This window comes from Ruegeria sp. N7, from assembly GCF_056531345.1.
In genome coordinates this window covers 22,417-45,593 of record NZ_JBQFLR010000022.1, presented here as the reverse complement: position 1 = coordinate 45,593, position 23,177 = coordinate 22,417, and the positions used below count along the sequence as shown (strand labels likewise).

General features: G+C 53.2%; 18 protein-coding genes and 3 pseudogenes. 12 read left to right on the top strand and 9 right to left on the bottom strand.

All coding sequences use genetic code 11. The annotated features are described in order from the left end of the window. Positions 1-19 precede the first annotated feature (19 nt). Complete coding sequence (locus ACR0ES_RS18310) at positions 20-1,030, bottom strand: sialic acid TRAP transporter substrate-binding protein SiaP (protein ID WP_480483577.1); 1,011 nt, start codon at positions 1,028-1,030, stop codon at positions 20-22. 100 nt (positions 1,031-1,130) lie between these two features. Beyond that, on the bottom strand, positions 1,131-2,213 hold the full coding sequence (locus ACR0ES_RS18305; RefSeq protein ID WP_480871455.1) for a Gfo/Idh/MocA family protein: 1,083 nt from the start codon (positions 2,211-2,213) through the stop codon (positions 1,131-1,133). A gap of 208 nt (positions 2,214-2,421) precedes the next feature. On the opposite strand from ACR0ES_RS18305, the gene ACR0ES_RS18300 reads away from it, so the two are divergent. Next, positions 2,422-3,075, top strand: a complete 654-nt coding sequence (locus tag ACR0ES_RS18300) for a GntR family transcriptional regulator (protein WP_209506749.1) — start codon at positions 2,422-2,424, stop codon at positions 3,073-3,075. Between the two features lie 397 nt (positions 3,076-3,472). Here ACR0ES_RS18300 and ACR0ES_RS18295 read toward each other — a convergent pair whose 3' ends face one another. Both ACR0ES_RS18295 and ACR0ES_RS18290 read right to left on the bottom strand, forming a co-directional pair. After that, positions 3,473-5,170 carry a caspase family protein gene (locus tag ACR0ES_RS18295; protein ID WP_480773852.1) on the bottom strand — a complete coding sequence of 566 codons (1,698 nt, stop codon included), beginning with the start codon at positions 5,168-5,170 and terminating at the stop codon, positions 3,473-3,475. A gap of 134 nt (positions 5,171-5,304) precedes the next feature. Continuing rightward, complete coding sequence (locus ACR0ES_RS18290) at positions 5,305-7,080, bottom strand: caspase family protein (protein ID WP_480483580.1); 1,776 nt, start codon at positions 7,078-7,080, stop codon at positions 5,305-5,307. 222 nt (positions 7,081-7,302) lie between these two features. Here ACR0ES_RS18290 and ACR0ES_RS18285 point away from each other — a divergent pair, with 222 nt between their 5' ends. Together ACR0ES_RS18285 and ACR0ES_RS18280 are read left to right on the top strand one after the other, a co-directional pair. Beyond that, positions 7,303-7,953: a DUF928 domain-containing protein gene (locus ACR0ES_RS18285; protein WP_480483581.1), complete on the top strand. Its 651-nt coding sequence runs from the start codon at positions 7,303-7,305 to the stop codon at positions 7,951-7,953. A 44-nt stretch (positions 7,954-7,997) separates the two neighbouring features. Beyond that, complete coding sequence (locus tag ACR0ES_RS18280; RefSeq protein ID WP_480871454.1) at positions 7,998-9,866, top strand: CHASE2 domain-containing protein; 1,869 nt, start codon at positions 7,998-8,000, stop codon at positions 9,864-9,866. A 25-nt stretch (positions 9,867-9,891) separates the two neighbouring features. Here ACR0ES_RS18280 and ACR0ES_RS18275 read toward each other — a convergent pair whose 3' ends face one another. Continuing rightward, the gene (locus ACR0ES_RS18275) at positions 9,892-11,715 is read right to left on the bottom strand and encodes a caspase family protein (protein ID WP_480871453.1); all 1,824 of its coding nucleotides are present in this window, start codon (positions 11,713-11,715) and stop codon (positions 9,892-9,894) included. A 107-nt stretch (positions 11,716-11,822) separates the two neighbouring features. On the opposite strand from ACR0ES_RS18275, the pseudogene ACR0ES_RS18270 reads away from it, so the two are divergent. Further along, a pseudogene (locus tag ACR0ES_RS18270) lies at positions 11,823-11,969 on the top strand (IS6 family transposase); the annotation flags it as partial. A 290-nt stretch (positions 11,970-12,259) separates the two neighbouring features. Here ACR0ES_RS18270 and ACR0ES_RS18265 read toward each other — a convergent pair. Beyond that, a pseudogene (locus ACR0ES_RS18265) lies at positions 12,260-12,568 on the bottom strand (transposase); the annotation flags it as partial. Positions 12,569-12,631: 63 nt separating this feature from the next. On the opposite strand from ACR0ES_RS18265, the gene ACR0ES_RS18260 reads away from it, so the two are divergent. The 4 genes from ACR0ES_RS18260 to ACR0ES_RS18245 all read left to right on the top strand — a co-directional run bounded on the left by ACR0ES_RS18260 (position 12,632) and on the right by ACR0ES_RS18245 (position 15,103). Then, a complete protein-coding gene (locus ACR0ES_RS18260; protein ID WP_480483592.1) occupies positions 12,632-12,952 on the top strand; it encodes a hypothetical protein in 321 nt (106 codons plus the stop codon). A gap of 84 nt (positions 12,953-13,036) precedes the next feature. After that, entirely contained in the window at positions 13,037-13,711 is a 675-nt protein-coding gene (locus ACR0ES_RS18255) for a phosphatidylserine decarboxylase (protein ID WP_480773855.1), read from the top strand. A 12-nt stretch (positions 13,712-13,723) separates the two neighbouring features. Beyond that, entirely contained in the window at positions 13,724-14,470 is a 747-nt protein-coding gene (gene pssA, locus ACR0ES_RS18250; protein ID WP_480773856.1) for a CDP-diacylglycerol--serine O-phosphatidyltransferase, read from the top strand. Between the two features lie 9 nt (positions 14,471-14,479). Next, entirely contained in the window at positions 14,480-15,103 is a 624-nt protein-coding gene (locus ACR0ES_RS18245; protein WP_480773857.1) for a class I SAM-dependent methyltransferase, read from the top strand. Between the two features lie 104 nt (positions 15,104-15,207). On the opposite strand, the pseudogene ACR0ES_RS18240 reads toward ACR0ES_RS18245, so the two are convergent. After that, positions 15,208-15,917: pseudogene (locus ACR0ES_RS18240) on the bottom strand (IS6 family transposase). Between the two features lie 261 nt (positions 15,918-16,178). Then, complete coding sequence (locus ACR0ES_RS18235) at positions 16,179-16,862, bottom strand: DnaA N-terminal domain-containing protein (protein ID WP_480871452.1); 684 nt, start codon at positions 16,860-16,862, stop codon at positions 16,179-16,181. 469 nt (positions 16,863-17,331) lie between these two features. On the opposite strand from ACR0ES_RS18235, the gene ACR0ES_RS18230 reads away from it, so the two are divergent. From ACR0ES_RS18230 to ACR0ES_RS18220, 3 genes are all read left to right on the top strand, one after another. Further along, a complete protein-coding gene (locus tag ACR0ES_RS18230; RefSeq protein WP_480871451.1) occupies positions 17,332-18,639 on the top strand; it encodes an AAA family ATPase in 1,308 nt (435 codons plus the stop codon). After that, on the top strand, positions 18,636-19,745 hold the full coding sequence (locus ACR0ES_RS18225; RefSeq protein WP_480871450.1) for a ParB/RepB/Spo0J family partition protein: 1,110 nt from the start codon (positions 18,636-18,638) through the stop codon (positions 19,743-19,745). The genes ACR0ES_RS18230 and ACR0ES_RS18225 overlap by 4 nt, the downstream gene beginning before the upstream one ends. A gap of 529 nt (positions 19,746-20,274) precedes the next feature. Continuing rightward, positions 20,275-20,958: an IS6 family transposase gene (locus tag ACR0ES_RS18220; protein WP_480773859.1), complete on the top strand. Its 684-nt coding sequence runs from the start codon at positions 20,275-20,277 to the stop codon at positions 20,956-20,958. A 54-nt stretch (positions 20,959-21,012) separates the two neighbouring features. Here ACR0ES_RS18220 and ACR0ES_RS18215 read toward each other — a convergent pair whose 3' ends face one another. Then, on the bottom strand, positions 21,013-21,723 hold the full coding sequence (locus ACR0ES_RS18215; RefSeq protein ID WP_480773860.1) for a GntR family transcriptional regulator: 711 nt from the start codon (positions 21,721-21,723) through the stop codon (positions 21,013-21,015). A gap of 228 nt (positions 21,724-21,951) precedes the next feature. Between ACR0ES_RS18215 and ACR0ES_RS18210 the strand changes: the two genes are divergently transcribed. Then, positions 21,952-23,139, top strand: a complete 1,188-nt coding sequence (locus ACR0ES_RS18210; RefSeq protein WP_480773861.1) for an ABC transporter substrate-binding protein — start codon at positions 21,952-21,954, stop codon at positions 23,137-23,139. The last annotated feature ends 38 nt before the right edge of the window (positions 23,140-23,177 follow it).

Below are 23,177 nucleotides of genomic sequence, written 5' to 3'. Positions count from 1 at the left end.
CTCCCCTGTCTTACTGGGTTCAGTTGCCCAGAGCGTTGATCTGATCCAGAACGCCTTCGGGCCATGAGCCAGCGAATTCGCTGTCCAGATACATAGACTGTACCTGATCGCGGAACGCAGCGAGATCGGGTTCGTAAATCTCCATGCCCTGCTCTTTCAGGAAGCTGACAAGATCCTCTTCTTTCTGAAGCTGCTTCTGGCGGCCTGATTCAGCTGCTGCGTCCGCAGCTTCCTGAACCTTGGCTTGCTGTTCCGGTGTCAGCCCGTCCCAAACCTCTTTGCCGATGGCGATATAGTTCAGGTCGACCAGATGCGATGTCAGGACGATCTGATTGGTCACTTCATAGAACTTGGCGTCGACGACGGTCGGCAACGGGTTATCCTGCCCGTCAACGGCACCGGTCGACAGCGCGGTATAGACTTCGGAGAAGGCCATCGGTGTCGGCGCGGCACCCAGCGCCTTGCCAAGGAACTGCCATGCGTCGGTGCCCGGCATCCGCAGATTCACGCCTTCCAAATCTGCGGGTGTCGTGACTGTCAGCTCATCCTTGGGCTGGCGCAGGTTCACCTGACGACGGCCCAGATACATGACCGACAGCAGTTTGACGCCTAATTCTTCTTCGGCCTTCTGCTTAAAGGCATCCATCAAGGGATCGTTGAAGACAGCCACCTGATGCGCGGCGTCCTGGTGGACATAACCTGCGGTAAAGATCGAAAACTCGGGGAAGAACTGTGCCAGTTCCTGCGCCGAGGTGATCGACATTTCCAGGTTACCCCGGCTGATGGCATCCAACTCGGTGCCTTGGGCAAAGATGGTTCCATTATAGCTGGGCTCGTAGCTTGCAAAATCAGCGACCATCGGCGCGAAAACCTCGGCCATAGCGACCGAGCGCTGGTCGGTCTCCGATCCTGATGTTGCGAGGCGAAGTTGCACTTTGTCTTCCGCCAGCGCACCGCTTGTCGCGCCAAACAGAACACCGGTTGCAACAAGGGCTGATACAGCAGCCCGGCGGGTAAGTTTGGTAATCACTTTGCTCCTCCCTGAGACATCATGATGCTTCTTTTTTGCGATTCAGAGTTTTGCCCTATTTTGGAAATTTTGCAAGATTTTTTGCAAAATATCTGATATTTTATACTACTGTCATATCTACCATTGGTGTTTTTTGTAAGTTTTTGATCCTGACCGTTTCACCTGTTCTGCAAGAATTCTGAATAGCTTCAATAACTTGAAGCGTTCTGAAACCTTCCCATCCAGACACAATCGGCACTGCTTCGTGCCGGGCTACTTCAATAAAGTGCCTGAGCTGATTGACCAAAGGGTCAGACGCACCCTTCTTCAGCGCGGTCGATGAGATAGGCGTCCACCAGTCCCGTTGCTCACTCTGGTAACTCCACAGGCGAAGATCGGGAACGGACAACGAACCATGAGAGCCACCGATCATATAGCTACTCTCTGAGGTCGAAGGATAGATTGGATATTCCTGAGACGTCATCTCCCAGCTCCATGGAGCAACGATGCTGTCGGACACACTTATGGTCCCTATCGCCCCGCTTTCAAATGTCAACAGCGCACCAGCAACATCTTCGTTGTCGTAGCCCCGCTGCGATTCAGCCGACTGAGCCTGTACGGTCACAACTTCTCCGGCCAGGTACCTCAGCAGATCCACATCGTGGACAAGATTGACCGAGATGGGCCCTGCACCGGGTTTCTTTCTCCAGGGCGCAGTATCAAAATACTCGTCTGGCTTATAGAACCAGCAATTCGCATGGACAGCGCGCACATTTCCAATCTTTCCATCGACAATTGCTTCCTTAGCCGACCTGATCAGAGGATTGTGTCTGCGATGATGACCGACCATCAGTGGCACATTGGCCTTCTCCGCAGCTTGAACAAGCTCAAGTGCAGCGGTGGCTTCTACGGCGATCGGTTTTTCGACAAGAACAGGACAACCGTGTCGAACACACGTGAGGCCTTGTTCAACATGAAGCGTGGTCGGGGTCGCAAGAACAGCTCCGTCTGGCGTCTGATTTGCAAACATTTTCTCGAGGGTCTCGTAACATGCGACCCCGTGCTCAACGGCGTAAGCACGACCTTCATCACTGGGGTCGACTACCGCAACGAGATCAACATGGCGCAACGCTCGGATAGCGTCTGCGTGGCGGCGTCCAACAAGACCAATGCCGACAATGGCAATGCGAAAGTTCTTAGACACTTTGCTTCCTTCCGGAGGGTCCGGAAAATCCCGAAACCGTTGATTGCGATCAGGCTGCCTTGCCCAATTTGGCCACGACCGTATTGGGGTTTTCGCGATTCCGCAATAATGTATGATATTATTATTTATACCATACATCAGTTTGGATTGCTGATGTCTCTAAAAAATGCTAATTGAACGAGGAAACCAAAAATATCGGGTGAAACGCATGGCGAAACAGCCGTCTACGATAGGTGCAAGCACCTATCAGCGCATCAAGCGGGACATCATCTTCGGGGAGCTGCAGCCCGGCTCCAAACTGAAGCTGGACGCCTTGAAGGAACGCTACTCGGCAAGCCTTTCGACACTTCGTGAAACGCTGAACAGGCTCGCCAGCGACGGATTTGTCGAAGCTCCTGAGCAACGGGGTTTCCTGGTCACGCCAGTTTCACGAGAAGACCTGACCGAGATTTCAGAACTGCGCGTTCTGCTGGAATGCCACGCGTTGGAGTTGTCCATTGCGAATGGCGACACGGACTGGGAAGGCAATCTGGTCGCTGCGCATCACAAGCTGCATTTGATGGAGCAACGGCTTCTCAAGGGAGATGACTCTGAAAAGGAAACCTGGAAGAGGTACGATTCAGAGTTTCATCAAGCGATGATTGCAGCCTGTAATTCCAAGAACCTCTTATCCCTTCACTCAATCATTTATGACAAGTACCTTCGTTATCAGATGCTCGTACTGACCTACCGAGGTGAGGTTGCAGCCCAAGAACACAAACGCATGTTCGATGCCGCGTTGGCCAAAGACGCTGATACAGCCAAGAAACTGTTGGAAGATCACATCAGAAATGGCCTCGCCCATACGTTGGAGGCTATGTAAGGCGGCATGCTGATTGTGTGCCTCGACGTCTTCAGGTCGATTTGGCAGGGAATATCTCAATATTCCACATCTAGATCGAGAAGTTTGTGAGCGGCCCATACCGGACCTTTTGCGTCGAAGCCGAATGCTGGTGGTGCAGCCCGCATAGCTGCCGTTCGCTGTGATCCCGCCCACCACCTTCCGATATCACCGACCTCATGGCAGGGTACGGAATTCTACAACAACATGCAGCTACTTCAGTTGATTTAGTGGAAATCCTATTTTCAACGGCTCTCAAGCCGATGGCCGACTTCGAAGTAGAGGAAATCGGTCTCTGCAACTTTGGCGCAAACGGCACGCAGCTTGGTAATCATGCCGCTCTTGTCGACCCCCGTCATCTTGGGAATTCCGTTGGAAGCTAGTTCGCACGCCTAACCAGGAAATTCAGGAAAAACTGACCGTCGATACGTCGTGGCTCATACACGAGGCGTCGGTCGGGTTGCAGTCCTTGAGGCAATTTTACATCAATTCGAACCTTGTAGGGCGTCACCGGTGGACCAAAATGTGAGCTTAGGGTGAAACGGAGTTTCAGTTGACCGTTGTCATCCAATGACCCCTGGAAATCCTTGAACCACGGACCGCCTCCGGTAAACGCTTGGGCGGACACCAGAGTCAGTTTGCTGCCTTTCCGATTGATCCGCAATGACGCGAGTGGTTCGATTTTTCCGGGGTAGTAGGATTCGTCGCCGCGCGTTGCAGTCTGCCAATAGTCATCATCCCATCTACGCCGAATGGAGATGACGTAATCACCGTCTAAACCTACAGCAACCGCAACTTCCTTGCAAACGCGACCCGGTTCTTTCTTAAGCGCAATGAGGGTCTGTTGTTGGTTCAGACCTTCCGCCGGAAGCCCTAGGTTTTTTCGGGCGTTCCGGTATCTGGTATATGCCGCTCTAGTGCGAGGACCTGCAACGCCGTCCGCCGCGCCCGCGCTGCATCCGACGCGGTTCAATTCGCTCTGAATGTCACGGACTAGGCTGCGTGTCTGTGCTTCCTCAGTCGGATTGTCCGGCGGAGCCACAACGGCGACTTCCGTGTCGTTCGTTCTGGGGTTGTCGTCAGGAGCAGCTTGTTGCCTTGCCTTCTCACGCAGATCATCCCGAAGCGAAAGGGCGAGCGTTACCGCAAAGTGATCATTCTGTTCCTGATAACGGTTTAGAAAGGACTCAATTGCATCCAGCGTTCCGAGTGAACGAGCCAACTCAAAGTCAGCGTAGATTTCACGGTTGTCAGACCCGACACGCTTGGCTTCCGGCGGCATGGGCGCTGCCACCGGAACTAGGTAGATATCTTGGCTTGGTAAAGAACCGTAGGTGAAAGGTTCCTGAAACCCATCTGTCAACTTAAATACGGTGTCGCGGACCTTGCGGAACATTTTACCTAGTTCCAGCCCAGGCTCTTCGATGTGCTTTAGCAGCGCTGTGGCATACGGGCTGTTACGCCCCTCTCCATCAAGAGCCAACGTTCCACCCTTGGCTGCGTAGCTTACTAATACTCCGCTGGGGTCAATACGACCCAATCCGCGACCGATGGAGCGTGTGCCGCCATTTCTTTCCATCGTGCTCAGGAATGGGTTGTTCCGGCACGCATCGATCAAAACGACCTTTAACCCATCGGCACCCGACAAGGAACTAACGACGGAGTCCAACCGTATCGCTTCAAATTCGATATCTTGATCGCTGCGCAGTTCTGAGTTTACAGGAATAAGGTAGTTTGTGTTTTCGATCTCAATCCCGTGACCCGCAAAATAGATGATGGCCATATCCGCATCTTTCGCCGCTCGACCAAAGTCGCGCAACGCAATGCGGAGACCACGGTAATCTAGATTCTGATTGTGCCAAACCGTGAAACCGATCCGTTGCAAGGCTTTGGCCAGATCCGAGGCATCATTGCCTGCATTTGGAAGATTGGCGACATGTTGATACTCGGCATTTCCAATCACCAATGCGACCCGTTTGGTGTCCGCGTGCGCAACATGCGAAACCGAGAACCAAATCGCAAAGCCTATCAGCCATAAGAATGTCCTGAAAGGATATTGAAATGAACTGTTAAACAAACTGCCCCCGATCGGAACAAGTTGAGACGCCTGAACATTACCACATAACCTGATTGAATCGAATATGCCGATCCGATTGCCAGCGTATCCTCATAAAAAACATAGCTTCGCTGAAACCCTTTGGGCAGAGCGCGTTATTTCAGAGAAGCTTCCAAGACCACGGAACGCGCATTCCATCCAGAGCCATCGAACCATTTTGTTGGGGTCACATCGTCAAGGTCGCGCCGTCCTCGCGCTTCGTACTGAAATTGGGCAAATGATTTTCTGCCTTTGCCGTGGGTTTTGTTTGGCTTGGATGGCAACCAGTTGGTGTAGCTCACGGGTTCTCCGCTGAACCATCGCCATCCGATGATGGCACCGTCTTCTTTGGGGTCCTTTCTGAACCCGAAATAGGGTCCGGCCTTGTAGCTGATTTTCGTTTTGCTGTCGTATCCCAATTCAAAGAAAGCCGGGTCACTTGAAATCATCCGGACGATGAACGCATTCTCTGCAGCCGATGTTATTGCGGCCAAATCCAAGCCACATTTTTGCGCCTCGCTGCGCGCACTCTGCACACTGCCTGAATAAACCAGCGCAATATATAGGTTTCCGCGAAACGTACCATAGACGCTTTTACGCAGGCCCAAACAGCCAAGAATTTGCGTGACCTCTTCGGATTCACCTAACACTTCCAGCTCGGATATATCCTGTCGGACAGCAAAGGGATTGCTGATAAAACTCGCGCCATCATCCGCCAGCGGTCTGATCCCCAAGCCGGACAGGACAGCAAGATCGGCATATCCGGTTGGTTCTAACCCGACGTTGGCCTGAAGCGCCTTGATGCCTGATCGGGTCCGCGGTCCGAAAACTCCGTCAGGTGTACCGACGTCGAAGCCTGAGTTGTTAAGACTTTGTTGTACTTCCTTCTTCTGAGCAGGGCCCGGCAAGAGCGCGGCTTCTATCTCATCGAGCCGCCCGCTTTTTCTGGTCCAGGCAGGTGTGATCTGGGCCATCCGCTTCAGTATTTCGGGCTCGGATAACGTTGCAGCGCGATAGGATCTGGCGACCAAATCCCACCCCCTGACTGTGTTCACCTTCATAGCTGCGGCCAGCGCGTTTTTCTGAGTTACCTGCGGCTGCAAGACTGGTTCGTCAGACTCCTGAAGGTCAGGGAAGGGTAATGCAGCCTGTTCTACCTTGGGGACCAAAAATATGTCCTCGCCCGGTAGTGAGCCATAGACAAAAGGCTCCTGATACCCGTCGGTCAGTGCGACCACGCGGTCGCGCACCTTGCGGAACAGTTTACCAAGTTCCACTCCCGGTTCTTCAACATGTTCCAGAAACGCCTGCGCGTAAGGGCTGTTCCGGCCGTCGCCATCCTGCGCCAGAGTCCCACCTCGGGCCGCGTATCCGACCACGACTCCTCTTGGTTCAACCGCGGCCAGACCGCGCCCGATTGAACGAGTGCTCGAGGCCTTTTTCATCTGGGCCAAAAACGGGTTGTTTCGGCATGCGTCAACAATCACGATACTTAGAGCCGACGAGCCAGCAATGGCATTCACGATAGCGTCCAGACGAATGGCTTCAAACTCTACATCCCGATCACTTTTTAGCGCGGCATTCACGGGTATCAGATAGTTTGTGTTCTCAATTTCGATTCCGTGGCCCGCGAAATACGCAAGCGCCACTTCCGCATCGGCTGCGGCTTCGGCAAAGTCGCGCAATGCAATGCGCATATCGGTGTAACTCACGTTTTGATGCTGTGTAACCTCAAACCCAATGCGCTGTAACGCCTTAGATATGTCCTCAGCATCATTGGCCGGATTGCGCAGGTCCGGGACGTATTGATAGGCGGAGTTACCTATTACAAGCGCGACGCGCTTGCCCTTAGCCTCTGCCGCAAGCGGCAAGATCAAGAGCAAACAAACCACCAACAAACACGAGGCGCCGCTTCGCCATTTGCTTTCAGGAACCATGAGCACAGACTCGACTCTGAACCGAACAGATCCTTATTTTAGCATAAAATTGCCTGACCACCGAGCTTAGGATCAGCTGAAGCGAGACAGAGCAGGAACTGGACTCAACGTAGTTTCAAGCCTACGCTAAACCTTCAAAAAGCGGATACACTTGCAGTTTTCTTCGAGAGGCGTCTTGTGTCGTGGAATTGGGTATCAATAGCTGTTTTTGTCTTCGTACTCGCTGCAGGCCTTTTTCTCAGCGGTTTTGCGCTAGCTTCCGGCGATGAGAAAAACACCGACACGTCCGCAGAAATTGTGTTTGTTCCTCCCAAAATAGGTACGCCAAAAGATCGAATGGGCGCAGGCACCCGGAATATACCTTCGGATGCCGCTTCTGACCTATTGCTACTGGTTCCAGCAGACGGTGGGCTAACAACTCAAGCCTTTCCGCCGTTGATCTGGCGGCTAACTCGCGGCCATCGAGGAAATGTAATCGTCAAACTGGGCCCATCCGGGATGACTGCAACAGAGTTACACATCAGTGGCCCTTTCCCACCCGGCGATTACGGTCTGGACCTCAGTAGGTCAAATATTGTGCTGGACACCGACCGAGTTTATCTTTTGCAACTCGAGTTGCTCGATCCAAACACCGACGCGGTGGTCGAACGAACATCAGGATTGATCGAGCGTTTGCCGGAAGAATTTAGATCCGACACCCCGGCCGCAGCTGGTCTGTGGTTCGATGCGCTCTCTGAACTTGTGGATATAGGCCTCAGCGGCCGTGTGCAGGCGACGAACCCAGCCGAACTCGAACAATTGCTGAACTCAGCTGGCGTAGGTCAGTGACATCGAAGCGTCAAAAGCATGCATGGCAGAGAACGTCATCGCTCATGCCGGTTTGGCAACGCTGGGTGTTGGTCTGTGTCATTACACTGATTGTCGGCATGCCTCTGGTCGAACTCCGGAAAAAAGGCATGCTCGAGTCACTTGAGCTTCTCCAATACGATTGGACAATATCGGCCTTTGCGGCGGATGAACCTATAGCAGACGTTTATCTGGTTGCCATCACCGACCGAGATTTGAGCGAATGGGGTTGGCCTGTCCCCGATCGGCAATTGGCACAGATTGTAAACACCTTGCTCGCCTCTGGTGCAACTACGGTGGGCGTCGACATTTACAGGGACGTTCCGGCAGGTGAAGGTCGGGACGCCTTACTTGAGGTGCTGAGCGATCCCAGAGTTTTCGTGATCTCGAAATTGCAGGATAGCGAGACTGCTGGCATTTCAGCGCCGCCGGGCACGCACACTGGGTTCGCTGATATTCCAATTGACCCTGATGGCGTTGCCCGACGCGCCTTGTTGTTAGTAAATACGCACGATGGTATTTCCCTGTCACTGCCTATGCATCTGGCCGCGACCCATACCGGGCAACCCGCATTGAAAAGCGCTCCCGACAATCCGCGCTATTTGATGTTTGGCGATACAGTTGTAGAACCCTTGGCCCCGGGTGCAAACCTGTTCCGCAACGTGGATACGTCAGGCTATCAAATCGTCATTGATTACAAAAATGCATTGCCGATCACGCGCAGTGTTCCCGCCGCAGAGATTCTGACTCAAACTGGGCTGGATCGCTTTGAGGGAAATGCCGTGATAATCGGCGTTACCAGTCATTCCGTAAAAGATTACTTTTCAACACCACTCAACCGATCAACCGGGTCAGATTTTACCTTTGGTGCCGAAATTCATGCCGCCATCGTTCAACAGTTGATTGACTACTTCAACGGCCAAGCCTCTCCGCTGCGCGCGTTGGACGGTCAGTTCCCTGCGTTCATCATCCTCGCTTCGGTCTTCTTAGGTGCCTGCGTGTCTGTTTTCGTCAGGGTCACCGGCAATGCGGTGTTGCTGGCTGGGATAGGTGGCGTCCTGCTAACGATTACGTTGTCCATGTTTCAACAGTTCGCGTTGTTAATGCCTGTCGCGCCTTCTCTGCTGGGCTGGACTTTCGGGTTTCTTTTCGGCTTTGGGATCATCTCAGGCTTTTCGCGCAACCAAAGACGCGCGATCGCACAGGTTTTTTCATCTCATCTGTCCGAAGAGTTGTCAGCTGAGATCTGGAAGCAGCGCAAAAATCTAATGTCGGGTGGAAAGCCCCGATCTCGACAGCTGTATGTTACGGCGCTGCTTGCGGATATTGAAGGGTCGACCCTCGCCGGGAATGCGATGGATGCAGACGAGTTTATGACGTGGATCGCGCGAATTCTTGATCGGCTGGGTGAAATCGCTCGCGCGCATGGTGGGTTTGTCGAGAAATATACAGGAGACGGCATACTGGTTGTGTTTGGCGCGCCAATTCCAAGCGAAACACACGAGCAAAGGCAATCGGACGCGCAGGCCGGACTACGTTGTGCCAACGCCATGCGCGAAGCCGTGGCATCACTTAATAACACTTTTCGAAATCAACGTGCATACAAGCTACGGATAGCGCTGAACAGTGGAGAAGCAATCGGTGGCACACTGGGTGTCAGCGGATCCATGCATTATAACGTCATCGGTGATACGATAAATGTCGCTGCACGCCTGGAAAGCTGGACCAAGACCCTAGCACCGGATGCCGATGGGTTTCGTCCCATTTATATGACCATGGCGACGGCAAAAACTGTGGACGCTGAACGACGATGGCCAGTGGCTGCGAGTTTCATTCACGATGATGGCGAGACAGAAATTCAAGTAGTTGAACTCAACAGGCGCGTACCCGAGTAGCTGCGAATACTTCGTGTTGTGAGTTTCAACGTTTTGTTATCGTCACATCCATGAAAAAGGCTTTGTCGAACTGGCCTTGGTTGGAGTGGAGGGTTTGCCCCTTGGAAAAGTCTGCAGGAATTCTCTGAGTAATCGAGAAGGGGACAATTCTTACTTTACCAAACAGGTACCCTGTATTTCCCGAAATACGCAACCGCCCCTTTTCTGATAACGATGCGCGAAATCGTTTTGGTCGATTTTCACCACCTTCCGTCAGATCCTGAGCGCTGATCATCTGAAACCCGGCGGACGACTTCCGGTACACCATCTGCAACACTATTTTGGGCCGATCCTTAGCAAGCTCAGGGTCATTGTAGTTTGGATTGGGTCGTCTTCTGACCACGATTGAGTAATCCCCATGGTAGCTGTTCGCTACTGCGCCGGTTTGGGTCGTCTTCGGCAAGGCAGCAAGCGTTTCGCCGCTCGTTTGTTCCTCGCTGTGCGCCGAGGGTGGCGGCTTTGCGACGTTCTTTAACACAGCAAGGCTTTGCGCTGTCAGATACCCCGTTCTGGTCGAACCGCTTTTGCTCTGAAATTGCTTTAGTGCCGCACGAGAGCGCGTACCGAATATCCCATCAACAGGCCCGGCTGAATACCCTAGGAAATTCAGGCCACGTTGAATGTTGCGATAGTCGTTTTGGCTGAGATTAAGATCCTTTTCTGCCACAAGGGCTGGATCTGGTTGTTGCCCCGCGACGTTTTCCTGGTTCGTCGTGTTGATCGGGCTTTGGGACGCGGCAGCAGACTCTGTAGGCACGCTGGCGTTGTTCTTAATCGGTTGTGAACGGCTGAGCACATCGGCTACGTCAGCCGCATATTGACCAGCGCGTGTATTTGGATAGAGCTGCGCGATCATCTTCAAAGCGCCCAACTTGACCGTTTGATCATCCAACTTTAACGCTTCGCGCAGAACGCGTTGGGCAGATTTTTCACGCTCATCTTCAGGCGAGGACTCGGCAACAGGCGCAGGCGTTTCTTTTAAAATGGAAGGCACCTTGGCCGCTGCAGGGACAAGGAAAATATCCCGCCCTGGCAATGAGCCATAAGTGAAGGGCTCTTGGTACCCATCGGTAAGTTTAAAGACTGAATCCCGGACTTTGCGAAACAATTTCCCAAGTTCCAGCCCGGGAACCTCAATATGTTCAAGCAGGGCTTCGGCATATGGGCTGTTGCGACCTTTTCCATCCAAAGCCAAAGTTCCACCGCGCGCAGAATAGCCGACCAGAACACCTCCGGGGTCAATACTGCTCAATCCGCGCCCGATCGACCGCGTCGCGGTTGTGCGCTCCATATCAGAAAGGAACGGATTGTTTCGGCAGGCGTCAATAAGAACAAGTTTGAGACCTTTCGCCGTCGATACCGAATTTAGTACCGAGTCCAGCCGTATAGCCTCGAATTCCACATCCTTGTCGCTTTTGAGTTCCGCGTTGGTGGGAATCAGGTAATTAGTGTTGTCTATTTCGATGCCATGACCCGCAAAATAGACCAATACCACGTCGGCCGTCGCAGCCTTGTCGGAAAAATCCCGAAGGGCCAGCCGCATTTGGCGATAGTCGAGATCGTATAATTCGGTCACATTAAAACTTATCCGACCAAGCGCTGCTGCTATATCCCGGGCGTCATTTGCCGAGTTCGGAATATTCGAAACGTACTCATACTGCGAATTTCCTATGACAAGCGCCGTACGTCTGACATCAGATACGTCCGCCAGTACAATAGCAGGTCCGAACATCACAATAGCGATGAGGCTAGACCTAAGCCGCAAAAAACCTATAAAAACAAGGTGTATTAGCATAATAACTTCGTCCACGAAAGCCGCAGTTACTTTAACATAATCCACATCGAATCGCGATAAGGCTACAAAGAATTTGCCAGGTGTGCCGCCAACTTTTTCGTATGAACCGCGCTAAAACTTCCCGTTTCATCAAACGAAGGATCAGGCCTACGCTGGGATTCATGTCGTTCACTTCAGCAGCATCTGCCTTGGCTGGTATCGAACTGGTCAACATGGTCTGCAAAGGTCAGTTCACACCTGGACTCTCTCCATTTCAACAGTTTGCCTGATTGGCTGGATAATCGGCTCGTCAGCACTGACTATGCTAATCTCATTTAAGTTTGCGACATGTGTAGACGCCCAAAACGCAAGAGGTAATTTTGGCCGGTAATTGCATCGGTTCGGGTACTGACATGTGTTCGGCCTGTTGCGCGGCCTTTGTACATGCCGCTGGCCCCTATGGTGTTAGCGGAACCGGTCCAATTCAAAACCACGTGCTCAAAGCACTCTGTCGCAAGCTGGTTTTCCCGACCCGGTCTCACGATCCTTATGCCATACCGTCCATTGTTCTCTTACGCGAACGCCACATAACAACGCTGTTGGCACCGATGATCAGTAACCGCCTGAGCGAACGTTTTCCCATCTTTGTCGTTGCGCCGAGGCGCTGCTTGCCCCCTGTTGAATGCTGTCTTGGAACCAGCCCGAGCCAGGCGGCGAAGTCGCGTCCTCGCGGGAACGTTTCCGGCGGCGGGGCGAGGGCCACCAGCGCAGTTGCGATGAGCGGACCAATTCCAGGCACCGTCATAAGGCGGTGTGCCGTTTCATTTGACCGCGCGCGGCGGGCAATCTCGGCATCCAGTTCTTTGATCTGACCCTCCAGTTGGTTCAACATGCTGATCAGCCTTTCTAAGCACTGGCGCAGACCTCCATTCAGGTTGTTTGCAAACCCACAATGGCACACCGAGGCCAGCGGGGGCCTCTACACCTTCAGAACCGTACAGGATTTCTCAAATGGAGCGATTTCTTTGCCGACCCGGTGGCAGAACTGGTCGATATGGAACTTAGAACGCTCTGTGGCGGGATCGTCCGGTGGTCCGGCAGATCTCACGAATTGATCGCATTTGAAGAAGGCGGACTTGTACGAAGCCTCGATAGCTTCCAATCGGGTCAGGTCGAAGACTTGGTTGCGGAATTTGGCCTCAACCCAGCTGAAGTTACCGAAGTGCGCGGAGATTCAGACGATCAAGCCCTTTGGATCAGATATCTGAAATAATGAATCGTCTGCACCCGCTACACTTGCGTTCCCCAGCAATCCACTTATGAAAGTGCCATCAATTGACCTCGGGGAAAGCTTACGATGCGCATGCGCGATACGTTCATCAAACCGATGCACCCTGAAGGCATTCGGTTTGTCGCGATCTTTGCCGCCATCACGGTCGGTCTGTTTCTCCTGTCCGACATTCTGGGCTGGATTGGCGTCGGCCTTACGGTCTGGTGCTACTATTTCTTTCGCGACCCCGAACGCGTATCACCGACAGGGGAAGGCTTGATTGTCAGCCCGGCGGATGGGGTGGTTTCGCTAATCGAAGCGGCAGTGCCGCCGAGTGAGCTTGGGATGCCAAACACGCCCCTCACTCGTGTCAGTGTATTCATGAGCGTCTTCAATTGCCATGTGAACCGCACGCCCATTGAAGGTGAGATCACCGCCGTTGCCTACCGCCCCGGCAAATTTTTCAACGCATCCCTAGATAAGGCCAGTGCCGATAACGAGCGCAACAGCCTGCGTATTCGAATGAGGAATGGTCAGGACCTGGCTGTGGTCCAGATTGCCGGCCTAGTGGCCAGACGGATCGTCTGCTTTGTGAAACCTGGCAACGCGCTTCAAACCGGAGAGCGATTTGGATTGATCCGTTTCGGTTCCCGTCTGGATGTTTATCTTCCAGATGGCGTGGAGCCGCAGGTGCGTGTCGGGCAAACGATGATTGCCGGCGAAACTATCCTTGCCAGTTTGCACACACCCAATGAAAAGTAGGTGGCTGGATCAGTGACAGAACCATCCGAACAGGAAGAGACCGGGTTTGCGCTGATTCATTTGCTGCCCAATGCACTGACAATAACAGCCATTTGCGCGGGCCTGTCGGCAATCAGATTTGGCGTTCAGGGCAACTACGAGCTTGCGGTGCAGTTGATTATAGCCGCTTGTGTGCTGGATGGGTTGGACGGGCGCATTGCGCGCTTGCTCAGCAGTGACAGCAAAATCGGGGCAGAACTGGATTCGCTTGCGGATTTCTTGAACTTCGGTGTTGCCCCGCCGCTTGTTCTCTATTTCTGGGCTTTGCAGGATGTACCCAGTGCTGCATGGCTCGCCGTGCTGTTTTTTGCGGTGTGCTGCGTTATGCGCCTTGCTCGGTTCAATGTGGGCAGCAAGTCCGAGACCTGCGAACATGACAGCGCTTATTTCGAGGGGGTTCCGGCCCCTGCAGGGGCGCTGCTGGTCATGTTGCCAATGTATCTGTCCTTCGCTTTCGCGGATGCGCCCGCGCTGCCCAGTATATTGATTTGCCTCTTCATCGTGATCATTGGTCTTTTGCTTATCAGTCGCATACCGACCTGGTCTTTTAAAACCACGCGGATTTCACGCGAGAACGCGAAGTTTTTTCTCATCGGTGTCGCTGTTGTTGGCGCCGCGCTGCTGACCTTTGCCTGGGCCACGCTGATCGCGCTTTGTGTCGGATATGTGGGAATGGTCGCCTGGGCGTGGATTGACAGGGAAGCACCTTCTAACCGTTAGGGATACGATATGGACATCAAAGCCGTTCAAACCTCTTACGCTCGCTGGGCACCCGTCTATGACAAGACGTTTGGGGCCGTCACCAATGTCGGGCGGCAGCATGCGGTTGACTATATCAACAGACGTCCTGGCAAGGTTCTGGAGGTTGGCGTGGGCACCGGGCTGTCACTGGAACATTACGGACCCAGGACTCAGGTGACCGGAATCGACTTCAGCGAGGACATGCTGCAAAAAGCACGCGGCAAGGTAAGAGATTTATCCCTGAGCCACGTTGCGGAGCTAAGGCAAATGGATGCCCGCGCGCTTGATTTCCCAGACAACCATTTCGATACGGTTGCAGCGATGCATGTGCTGTCCGTCGTTCCAGAACCGGAAAAGGTAATGGCGGAAATTGTGAGGGTCTGTAAACCCGGCGGCAGTGTGGTGATTACGAACCATTTCAAACGAGAGCGAGGTCTGCTGGCAACCTTGGAACGCGCGTTTGCGCCAGTCGCTAACACAATCGGTTGGCATTCTGACTTCGAAATCGACACGGTATTACAAGAGCAAGCGCTAACTGTCGAAGAGCAAAGAGCCCTACCACCGATCGGGATGATGACCTTTCTGGTTTTGAGAAAATCAGGGGTTGCATAGGGTTCTAATAAAAAATTAGCGCCGCCGAAAACAGGAAGCCGAGCAGAATGACAGGTATTGCCAAGTTGATGACCCGAGCATGTGAGGTATTGGCGAAGACAGGATCAAGCGGTCATTTCCGCAGTGTACTCGTCCCAGAGGCTGAATGCGTCCGTGCGAGCGTGGTGGTATGAGTTTGCGGTGAGTTGATATCGGCTGGGGCGGAAGACCAGGTTGATTTGGTCATGCGCTGAGAGAAATCTCTGAACCTGTAGGTGAGACTTGAACTGGCCCATGATCTTTTCTCGTTTGCGGGTTGGTTGGTGCGACACTTCGATGGCGTTATTCAGACCTTTGTGGGCATGATGGTCAGCGTCCGGTGCCAGTACTTTGATTGGTTTGATATAGCTGCGCAATTTGTCGGTGATGACGACCCTGGGTTCGCCAAACTTGGCAACCGGCCCGTTGAAAAACGCTTTGCAGCTTTAGCATTTCGGCGCGTTTGCACGAGAATGTCGAGCACGTCGCAATTTGCGGCGATCGCCCGCCACAACCAGTGTTTGTTGCCACGGATCATGATTACGACTTCGTCCATGTGCCACTTGTCATTCGGCCATGGACGATCCCGTCTGATACAATCTACAAAGTGTCAACCGAAGCGATTGACCCATAGCCGAACTGCTTCCCGGCTTACGATCACGCCCCGAGCAGCCAACAGATCCTCAACGTCAGCTGTGCTCAACCCAAAGCGATGGTAAGCCCAGACCGCGTAAGCAATGATCTCACGAGGAAAGCGAAAACCTTTCAGGAGTGGCATGATCGTTGGGATGTTCATTAGCGCGACATAGCTGGATCATTCAACGTGAACAACTTGGCAATACCGTCGAGTTAGGTTCTTTCGCAAACTTCTCTGAGATCTGCATACATGAAGCTGGAGGGACGATTGTCCAGCCAGTTGGCTGAACTGCTGAAAAAGACGGAATATGGGCTTGAATTGACCTTTGCTGATCTTCTTGAAGACTGTTCGGAAACTACTCGATGGGACCGAACATGAGATCACGTACGTTCGACAATTGGGCAACAAGGCCGAAGACAGTTACTCAGCTGCGTCCACGCGAACCGTCCTGATGCTGGGATCAATACGGCTGTAGGCGGCCAGAAGTCGCGCCGACCACTTCTGCGAAATATAATCGGCCATGAATCGTGACGGTGCGATAAGGACAACACGCCCCCCTGCCCTTTCAGCTTCGGACAGATGTTGAAACCAGCTTGCCCACAGTTCCGGATCGCGACCGTGTAGAATCGCCTGTACCTGCGACCACACATCCCCAGCTGGGCTGTCAGGGGTACTGGGTTTGGTTGCAAAGGGTACGACATTCGTTTCGGGTTCCGGCACGTCAGTCATCCGGGCTTGAAAGTCCGATCCGATAACAGACCACACCTCTTCGGTGTCAATCAGGATTTGTTTCAGATCGATCTCGTACACGGCTACACGACCCCGCGCAGCGGGCCGTTTTACCGTTACCCAACCTAATGTGCGAAATCTGGACATTTCGCGCTTTACGGTTCTTTCGTTCACTGCCCACAGGCGCGAAATTTCTTCCCGCCCAATGGATAATTCGTTGTTGCGCCAGTTATACCGGGTCGTAATCAACGAAATGATACGCAAAATACTTCGTTGTCGGTGCTTGTCGCCTGACAGCGCATGAACGGTCAGAGCAGATAGTATATCATATTTCAAAGCCGGCGCATTTCGCCCGACCGGTTTCGCAAGCTGCATATCCGTTCTCACCGCTCAGTCTGCCTCTGGCGGGTGTGTCCCGCCAATCTCGCGCCGTTTGCCAACGCTTTTCGTCATCTTGGCCTAATTAGCGTCCAAAGCTTCGATTCTGTCAAGCCAAGACTGGAACATCGCGAGATCTTGCGCAGATCAAACTCAAAAACCGAAAAGAAATTTGGTGAAATATTGGTGATGGGGGTCATTCTGTGTGTCCCCTTATTGGGTCTTTGTGTCCCCCTATATGTGGTTATTTCCTTCGGTCCGTCCCCCTAAATACTGGCTGGATAGGGCTGTCTTGATCTTTTTGTTCCAACTGGGGCGGTCGAATCGCTTCGGGTGTTTTTACGCCTTGTTTTCTTACCCGTGGGTAAGATCGTACTCTCATCATAATTTCTTTTGCGTAAAGTGCAAATCAAGCGTAAATAGGAAACGAGCAGAAATTTACGTTCCAAACTAAGAGACCCGAGGCATGTACACGCACGAAGACCTGAACGCATTGCGCAATCAGTCCCTCAAATTGCAGGGGTGGATTCGCCAGCAGACCTTTAGCCCTGAGATGGAGAAAACGCTCCGCCGGTTTTCCAGCTGGGAAGTGTCCGAACTGATCTTCCGGGTGAACCAGTCGACCTTTCGCGGAAAGCTTGCAGCCGACCCATCCCTGCCCGGCGGCGAGGTTGAGCCCGACGGGCGTCAGCGCTGGTTCAGCCTGGAAGAGGTGAATGAGCTGCGGCGACGGCTCAAGATTAATCGCAAGTCCCTGATGCCCCCTCGCCCAGAAGGCAAGCGTGCTATTCGTGCGGCTGTCGCAAACTTCAAGGGTGGCGCGGGAAAGTCGACCGTGGCCCTGCATCTTGCCCATGCGGCCGCCCTGGATGGATACAGGGTCCTCGTGGTGGATTTCGACCCTCAGGCAACATTAAGCCATTCGATGGGCCTGACAGACGTGACCGAGGACTATACGGTTTGGGGGATCATGGCGCGCGATCTCATTCGTGAGACAGAGCGTATGAACAACCGCCCCGCTGCTGCAGAATCAGGAACCGCCCTGCCCCGCCGGGAATTGCCGCCCGCGATAACGGACATGGGCCTTGGTGACCTGCGAATTGGTGATTTCATCAAGAAGACCTCGTGGTCGACGATCGATGCGATACCTTCCTGTGCGAACGCAGCCTTTGTTGAATTTGCGTCGGCCCAGTACAGGCACCTGAATCCCGAATGGTCCTTCTTTGCGGCTGTGTCCCGTTATCTGGATCAGATTCCGGATGACGCCTATGACCTCATCCTGTTCGATTGCCCGCCCGCAATCGGATACCAGTCCATGAACGCGGTCTTTGCCGCTGACATGCTTTATATCCCTTCTGGGCCCGGATATTGGGAGTATGACTCGACCACGTCGTTCATCGGCCAGTTGGCCGAAGCGTTGGAAGATCTGGCCTATGGTTTCGACAAAACCTTACCCACGGGTAAGATTGGGTTGCCCAAAACCTTCTGTGAGTTGCGGTTCCTGTTGACGCGGTATGAACCGGGCAATGCGCTGCATCTGGCGATGTTTGATGCCTTTAAGAAGGTCTTTGGCGAGCATGTCGCACAGCACCCGGTGGAAATGACCCGTGCGGTGGAGCAGTCGGGACGATTCCTGAGTTCGGTTTACGAAATGGATTACCGTGAGATGACCCGCGAAACCTGGCGGCGCGCCCGCTCGACTTTCGACAATGTGTATGAGGAATTCCGGGGCGTAATGTTATCGGCCTGGGACAAGGTGGAGGATGACGCATGAGCCGCAAGCGAAGAATGTTCGATATCGACATACCGGCTATGGATGACATTCCTGTTGGAAAGGTGCCGGATAAGGTTTTTGAAAAACGGCGCGGTCCAATGGCCGCAGCAATTTCGGAAAATGCCGACGCTTTGCGTGATCAGCAATCGACGGAACAATCCATCCGTGCAGAAAACGATCGTCTTGCACACGAACTGGTGCGGCTGAGAGCTGAAGGTTTGGTGACAGAACGAGTGGTGCTGAACGACGTTGTAACGGAAAAGCTGACGCGAGATCGCAAACCCGGTCCCGATCCAGAACTGGATGAACTTAAGGACTCGATTAGGGAGATCGGCTTGTCCAACCCGATCCGCCTGGAGCGCAGGTCGGACGGGCTGTATGAATTGATCCAGGGCATGCGCCGTTTGTCTGCCTATCGTGCCTTGTACGATGAGACCGGCGACGAAACCTATGCCAGAATTCCAGCGGGGATTTCTGATGCGGGTGATCTGGACAACAGTTATCGGCGTATGGTCGACGAGAACCTGATCCGAAAGGATATCTCATTTGCGGAAATGGGCGCCCTCGCCCGTGCATATTCCGAAGACCCTGCGAATGACTGTCCCGATGTCGACAAGGCGGTGTCCACGCTGTTCAAATCTGCCAGCTACACAAAGCGCAGCTATATCCGGTCTTTTGCCAGTTTGCTGCTGATGCTGGACAAAGTTCTGACCCACCCGAACGACATTCCGCGAAACGTGGGTGTTGAGCTAAAGCGCAAATTTGACGCGACGCCAGGTCTGGTTCGCCAGGTAAGCGAGGCACTGAAGAGTGAGCCTGATCGGGATGGCGCGCGTGAAGTCGCAATTCTGAGGTCATTTCTAGGTGAGCCAGAAGCTGTGTCCTCGAAGAAGACGGAAGCCGCTAGTGCAGGTAAACCACGCCGCGCGAAAACAACTTTTCAGGTTTCGGGCAGGGCAGGGATCGCGAAATGTGCTGCTTCTAGTGGAAGGATTGAGGTGCGGTATGATCTGGATTTTACCCGCGTTGATCGAAGCAAACTGGAGGCAGCAATTGCCGCGCTGCTCGATGCGCTTCCCGAGGAAGATGATCTTACCCACGGGTAAGATCACGAACTAGCAAGTCAGGTGAAGGCGTCGGAAAGGTTTCGGCGCCTTTTTTGTTTTGCCGCGCAAAGGGTAGGGGCCTTGAGTGACATTGTCGGGTACATCCACTGTCCAAGCTGAACCGGAGGGCGCGGGCCATGGCGTGAACGGGGTAACCGGCATATCAAAGCTTGCTGTCACACCAAGTATGAAGTTTCTCAAAATATCGATTATGGACATAATCTGCTTAGGCATATATCTCCGGCCTGTCGAAAACAGGTGGCGCCGGGATCGTCGCGCTTGCCCTGCCGACCCGCCGAACGTCAAACTTACCTAGTGCGCAGGCATCGTTGCGATGTTTACAGTCGAAGATCAGTCGGTTGTGATTTGAGGCACATGTAGTGTTAGCCACTTGCATAAACTACAATATATGCCAACAGCGCTGGCTTAGCACCCAAAAAGATGTGTCGCGAACTCTGGGGTCTGGTTGACGCGCATGTGTGATCTGAGGTTTGTACTCGTCGAACAGTTTTGAACAGGTTGTTTGAGCATGATCTCATTGAAGGGCTGTCATTTCCCCAAGGATGCTGTTTTGTACGCTGTGTACTTCTACCTGCGTTACACGGTGTCGTATCGGGACTTAGAAGAAATCCTGGCAGAACGCGGCGTTCAGGTGGACCATGCCGCTCTCATCAGGTGGGTCGTGAGGTATTCACCGATGATCGCAGCAAGATCGCAATCGAAGAAACGCCCAACGCCGAGCTCTTGGCGCATGGACGAGACATATGTTCGTGTTCGCAGCAATTGGATGTACCTTTACAGGGCTGTCGACAAGGCAGCAGATACCCTTGATTTTATGCTGTCTGAGCGGAGGAACCGTCCAGCGGCAGCTAGGTTCTTTGCCAAAGCGCTGTCTTCAAATGGAATCCCGAGCAAGATCGTCATCGACAAAAGCGGAACCAACGCAGCGGGCATTCGAGAGGTGAACAAAATGCTTAATCGGTTTGGTTGCCCTGCCAAAATTCAAACAGTCAGGTCAAAGTATTTGAATAACCTGACCGAGCAGGATTATCGGTTTATCAAGCGTTGCGTGCGGCACATGTGCGGGTTCAAATCGTTCAGGTCCGCATCGGCTATTCTGGACGGCATCGAGGTCGCAAACATGATCCGAAAGCAGCAGTTCCCCAACGCTACGACGTCGGGATTTCAGATATTTGCGGAGATCGCAGGATAGGTGTGTCCGGTTAGTTGCTACTCTAGTCATTCCAAAAGTTTGCAACAGATCCAATTACATGCGCCCGGTGAGTATCTTAGCCAGATCGGGTTCAACCTTTCGGGTTTGTTCCAGATCCAGACTGTTTTTTACGTGAAGGAGATGGTGTTGGATGTTGTCTTCCGCGGATTTTGGATCACCACTCAAGATCGCATTAATGATCGAAGCGTGCTCATCATCGGGGCACGAAGAGTCTCTGTTGGTTCCGAACAATGCCACGATCAGAGACGACCGGGTTACCAGCTCGCGGACAATGCGTGTGAGTACCGTATTGTTGTGGCATTTGGCCAGCTCCACATGAAACTCACCTGAGAGCCGAATAATCTCGGTTCGATCATTAGCTGCCCGAGCCTTATCTTCTTCTTTGACATGTGTCCGTAATGCGTCGATTCCCAGGCTGCCGTTTTCATGTGCTAGTGTACGTACGATGCCAGACTCAATCATCAAGCGGGCCTCAAAAACCTCTCGAGCTTCGTCAGGGCTTGGACAGGCTATAAAGGCACCGCGGTTGGAATGAAGTTCAACAATGCCTTGGCTGCTCAATAACAACAACGCGCGGCGGACGCGCATGCGACCAACGCCAAAGGTCTCACATAAGGTTTGTTCACTCAATTTGGTTCGTGGAGCCAGCTTCTGTTCCATAACCGCGGAATAAATTCGATCGACGATCAATTGCTCATCCGGATCAGATTGGACGGTGTCGAGTTTTTGTTGGGCGTCTGTCATCTTGTTCCGATTTGGCTGGAATTCATGTTCGTTTTTATTAGACGCACGGCTTCCGAATGACAATATATTGAGCATTTGTTCACAATATCAACACTGCCGTTGATTAAAAATGTTGACATAGATTGTTAACAATGCTGAGTTTAACAACATCACCGGGATTCGACCTGTGACTCAATAACCTTTGCAAGCGCACAAAAGAGGCGCCCAAACCTCAATAGGGAGGAAACAATGAAACGCAGAAATCTGATGAAATCATCGGCGGCCCTGGCGATGGCCATATCCGTTCTGGGCTCCACCGCCTGGGCGGAAAACCCGGTTCTTAAGATTGGCTTTGTTGGTGTGACTTCAGGTCCGGCAGCGGCCTGGGGCATCTCGAACCAGCGCTCGATGGAGGCGCGGGCTGACTGGATCAACGAATCCGGGGGCTACAAGATTGGCGATACCACATACGACATCGAAATCGTCTCGTTCGATGACCAGAAAGACCCCAAGCGCGCAATCGCAGGCATGGAGAAGATGGCACAGGAAGGGATCCACTATGTGGTTGGTCCTAACGTGGATGACGGCGCAGCCGCCGTGCGCCCAGTTGCCGAAGCAAAAGGGATTATGTATTTCCCATATGCCTTCCCGAAAGAGCTTTATACCGCTCCGGCGTCCAATGCGGTTTTGGGCATGGTTGCGAACTATCAATCCGGCCCGGCGATTTACGAATACCTGCGCGACGAAAAAGGCGTAAAGAGCGTGGCCTTTGTTGCTGCCAACGAGTCTGATCCGCTGAGCCAGCGGGATGGAGGGATCGCAGCGGCAAATGCGCTGGGTCTTGAAGTTGTGTCTGACAACGTGACGTATCAGGTGGACACGACAGATTTTACCCCGGTTCTGACGCCTGTAATGCGCACGCAGCCTGATTTGCTGGTTCTGTCCGGCGTCTCGCCGGCCAATGCACCTCAGTTGATCCGGTCTGCGCGCGAACTGGGGTATCAGGGCATCATCTCGACCGAGACCGCGCAGGATGCGACGGTTCTGCGCGAAGGTGCGGGCGATCTGGCCAACGGGTTCATCTCGGTCGGCGGTGCATCGACGCCTGAAATCGCATCGGACGAAATGAAGGAATTCGTCAAGCGTTACACTGACATGTTCGGCGAATATAACGATGAATCGAATACCAAGGTCTATGCGCTGGAGTATATTCTGGCGACTCTGAACGCCAACCCGGCGGGCATTGACGACGTCAAGGCGTTCCAGACCACGATGGACACGTTCGAAGCACCGAACCCTTTCATGAAGGGCGACGCCGTAATGCGGTACGTCGGAACAACCTCCTTCGGACAAAAGCGTCAGATTGCGGTCCCGCTGGTAGTGAATGTCTACCAGGACGGACAGTTTGAAACACTCTTTGTCGCTGAAGTCGACTGAGGCAGAACTCCCCACGACAAGGCGAAAGCCTAACGAGC

Excerpts from the sequence above, each read along its gene's own strand:
- ACR0ES_RS18300 (WP_209506749.1), top strand. The coding sequence starts at position 2,422 with ATGGCGAAACAGCCGTCTACGATAGGTGCAAGCACCTATCAGCGCATC.
- ACR0ES_RS18280 (WP_480871454.1), top strand. The coding sequence starts at position 7,998 with ATGCCGGTTTGGCAACGCTGGGTGTTGGTCTGTGTCATTACACTGATT.
- ACR0ES_RS18260 (WP_480483592.1), top strand. The coding sequence starts at position 12,632 with ATGGCACACCGAGGCCAGCGGGGGCCTCTACACCTTCAGAACCGTACA.
- ACR0ES_RS18255 (WP_480773855.1), top strand. The coding sequence starts at position 13,037 with ATGCGCATGCGCGATACGTTCATCAAACCGATGCACCCTGAAGGCATT.
- ACR0ES_RS18245 (WP_480773857.1), top strand. The coding sequence starts at position 14,480 with ATGGACATCAAAGCCGTTCAAACCTCTTACGCTCGCTGGGCACCCGTC.
- ACR0ES_RS18235 (WP_480871452.1), bottom strand. The coding sequence starts at position 16,862 with ATGCAGCTTGCGAAACCGGTCGGGCGAAATGCGCCGGCTTTGAAATAT.
- ACR0ES_RS18230 (WP_480871451.1), top strand. The coding sequence starts at position 17,332 with ATGTACACGCACGAAGACCTGAACGCATTGCGCAATCAGTCCCTCAAA.
- ACR0ES_RS18225 (WP_480871450.1), top strand. The coding sequence starts at position 18,636 with ATGAGCCGCAAGCGAAGAATGTTCGATATCGACATACCGGCTATGGAT.
- ACR0ES_RS18220 (WP_480773859.1), top strand. The coding sequence starts at position 20,275 with ATGATCTCATTGAAGGGCTGTCATTTCCCCAAGGATGCTGTTTTGTAC.
- ACR0ES_RS18215 (WP_480773860.1), bottom strand. The coding sequence starts at position 21,723 with ATGACAGACGCCCAACAAAAACTCGACACCGTCCAATCTGATCCGGAT.
- ACR0ES_RS18210 (WP_480773861.1), top strand. The coding sequence starts at position 21,952 with ATGAAACGCAGAAATCTGATGAAATCATCGGCGGCCCTGGCGATGGCC.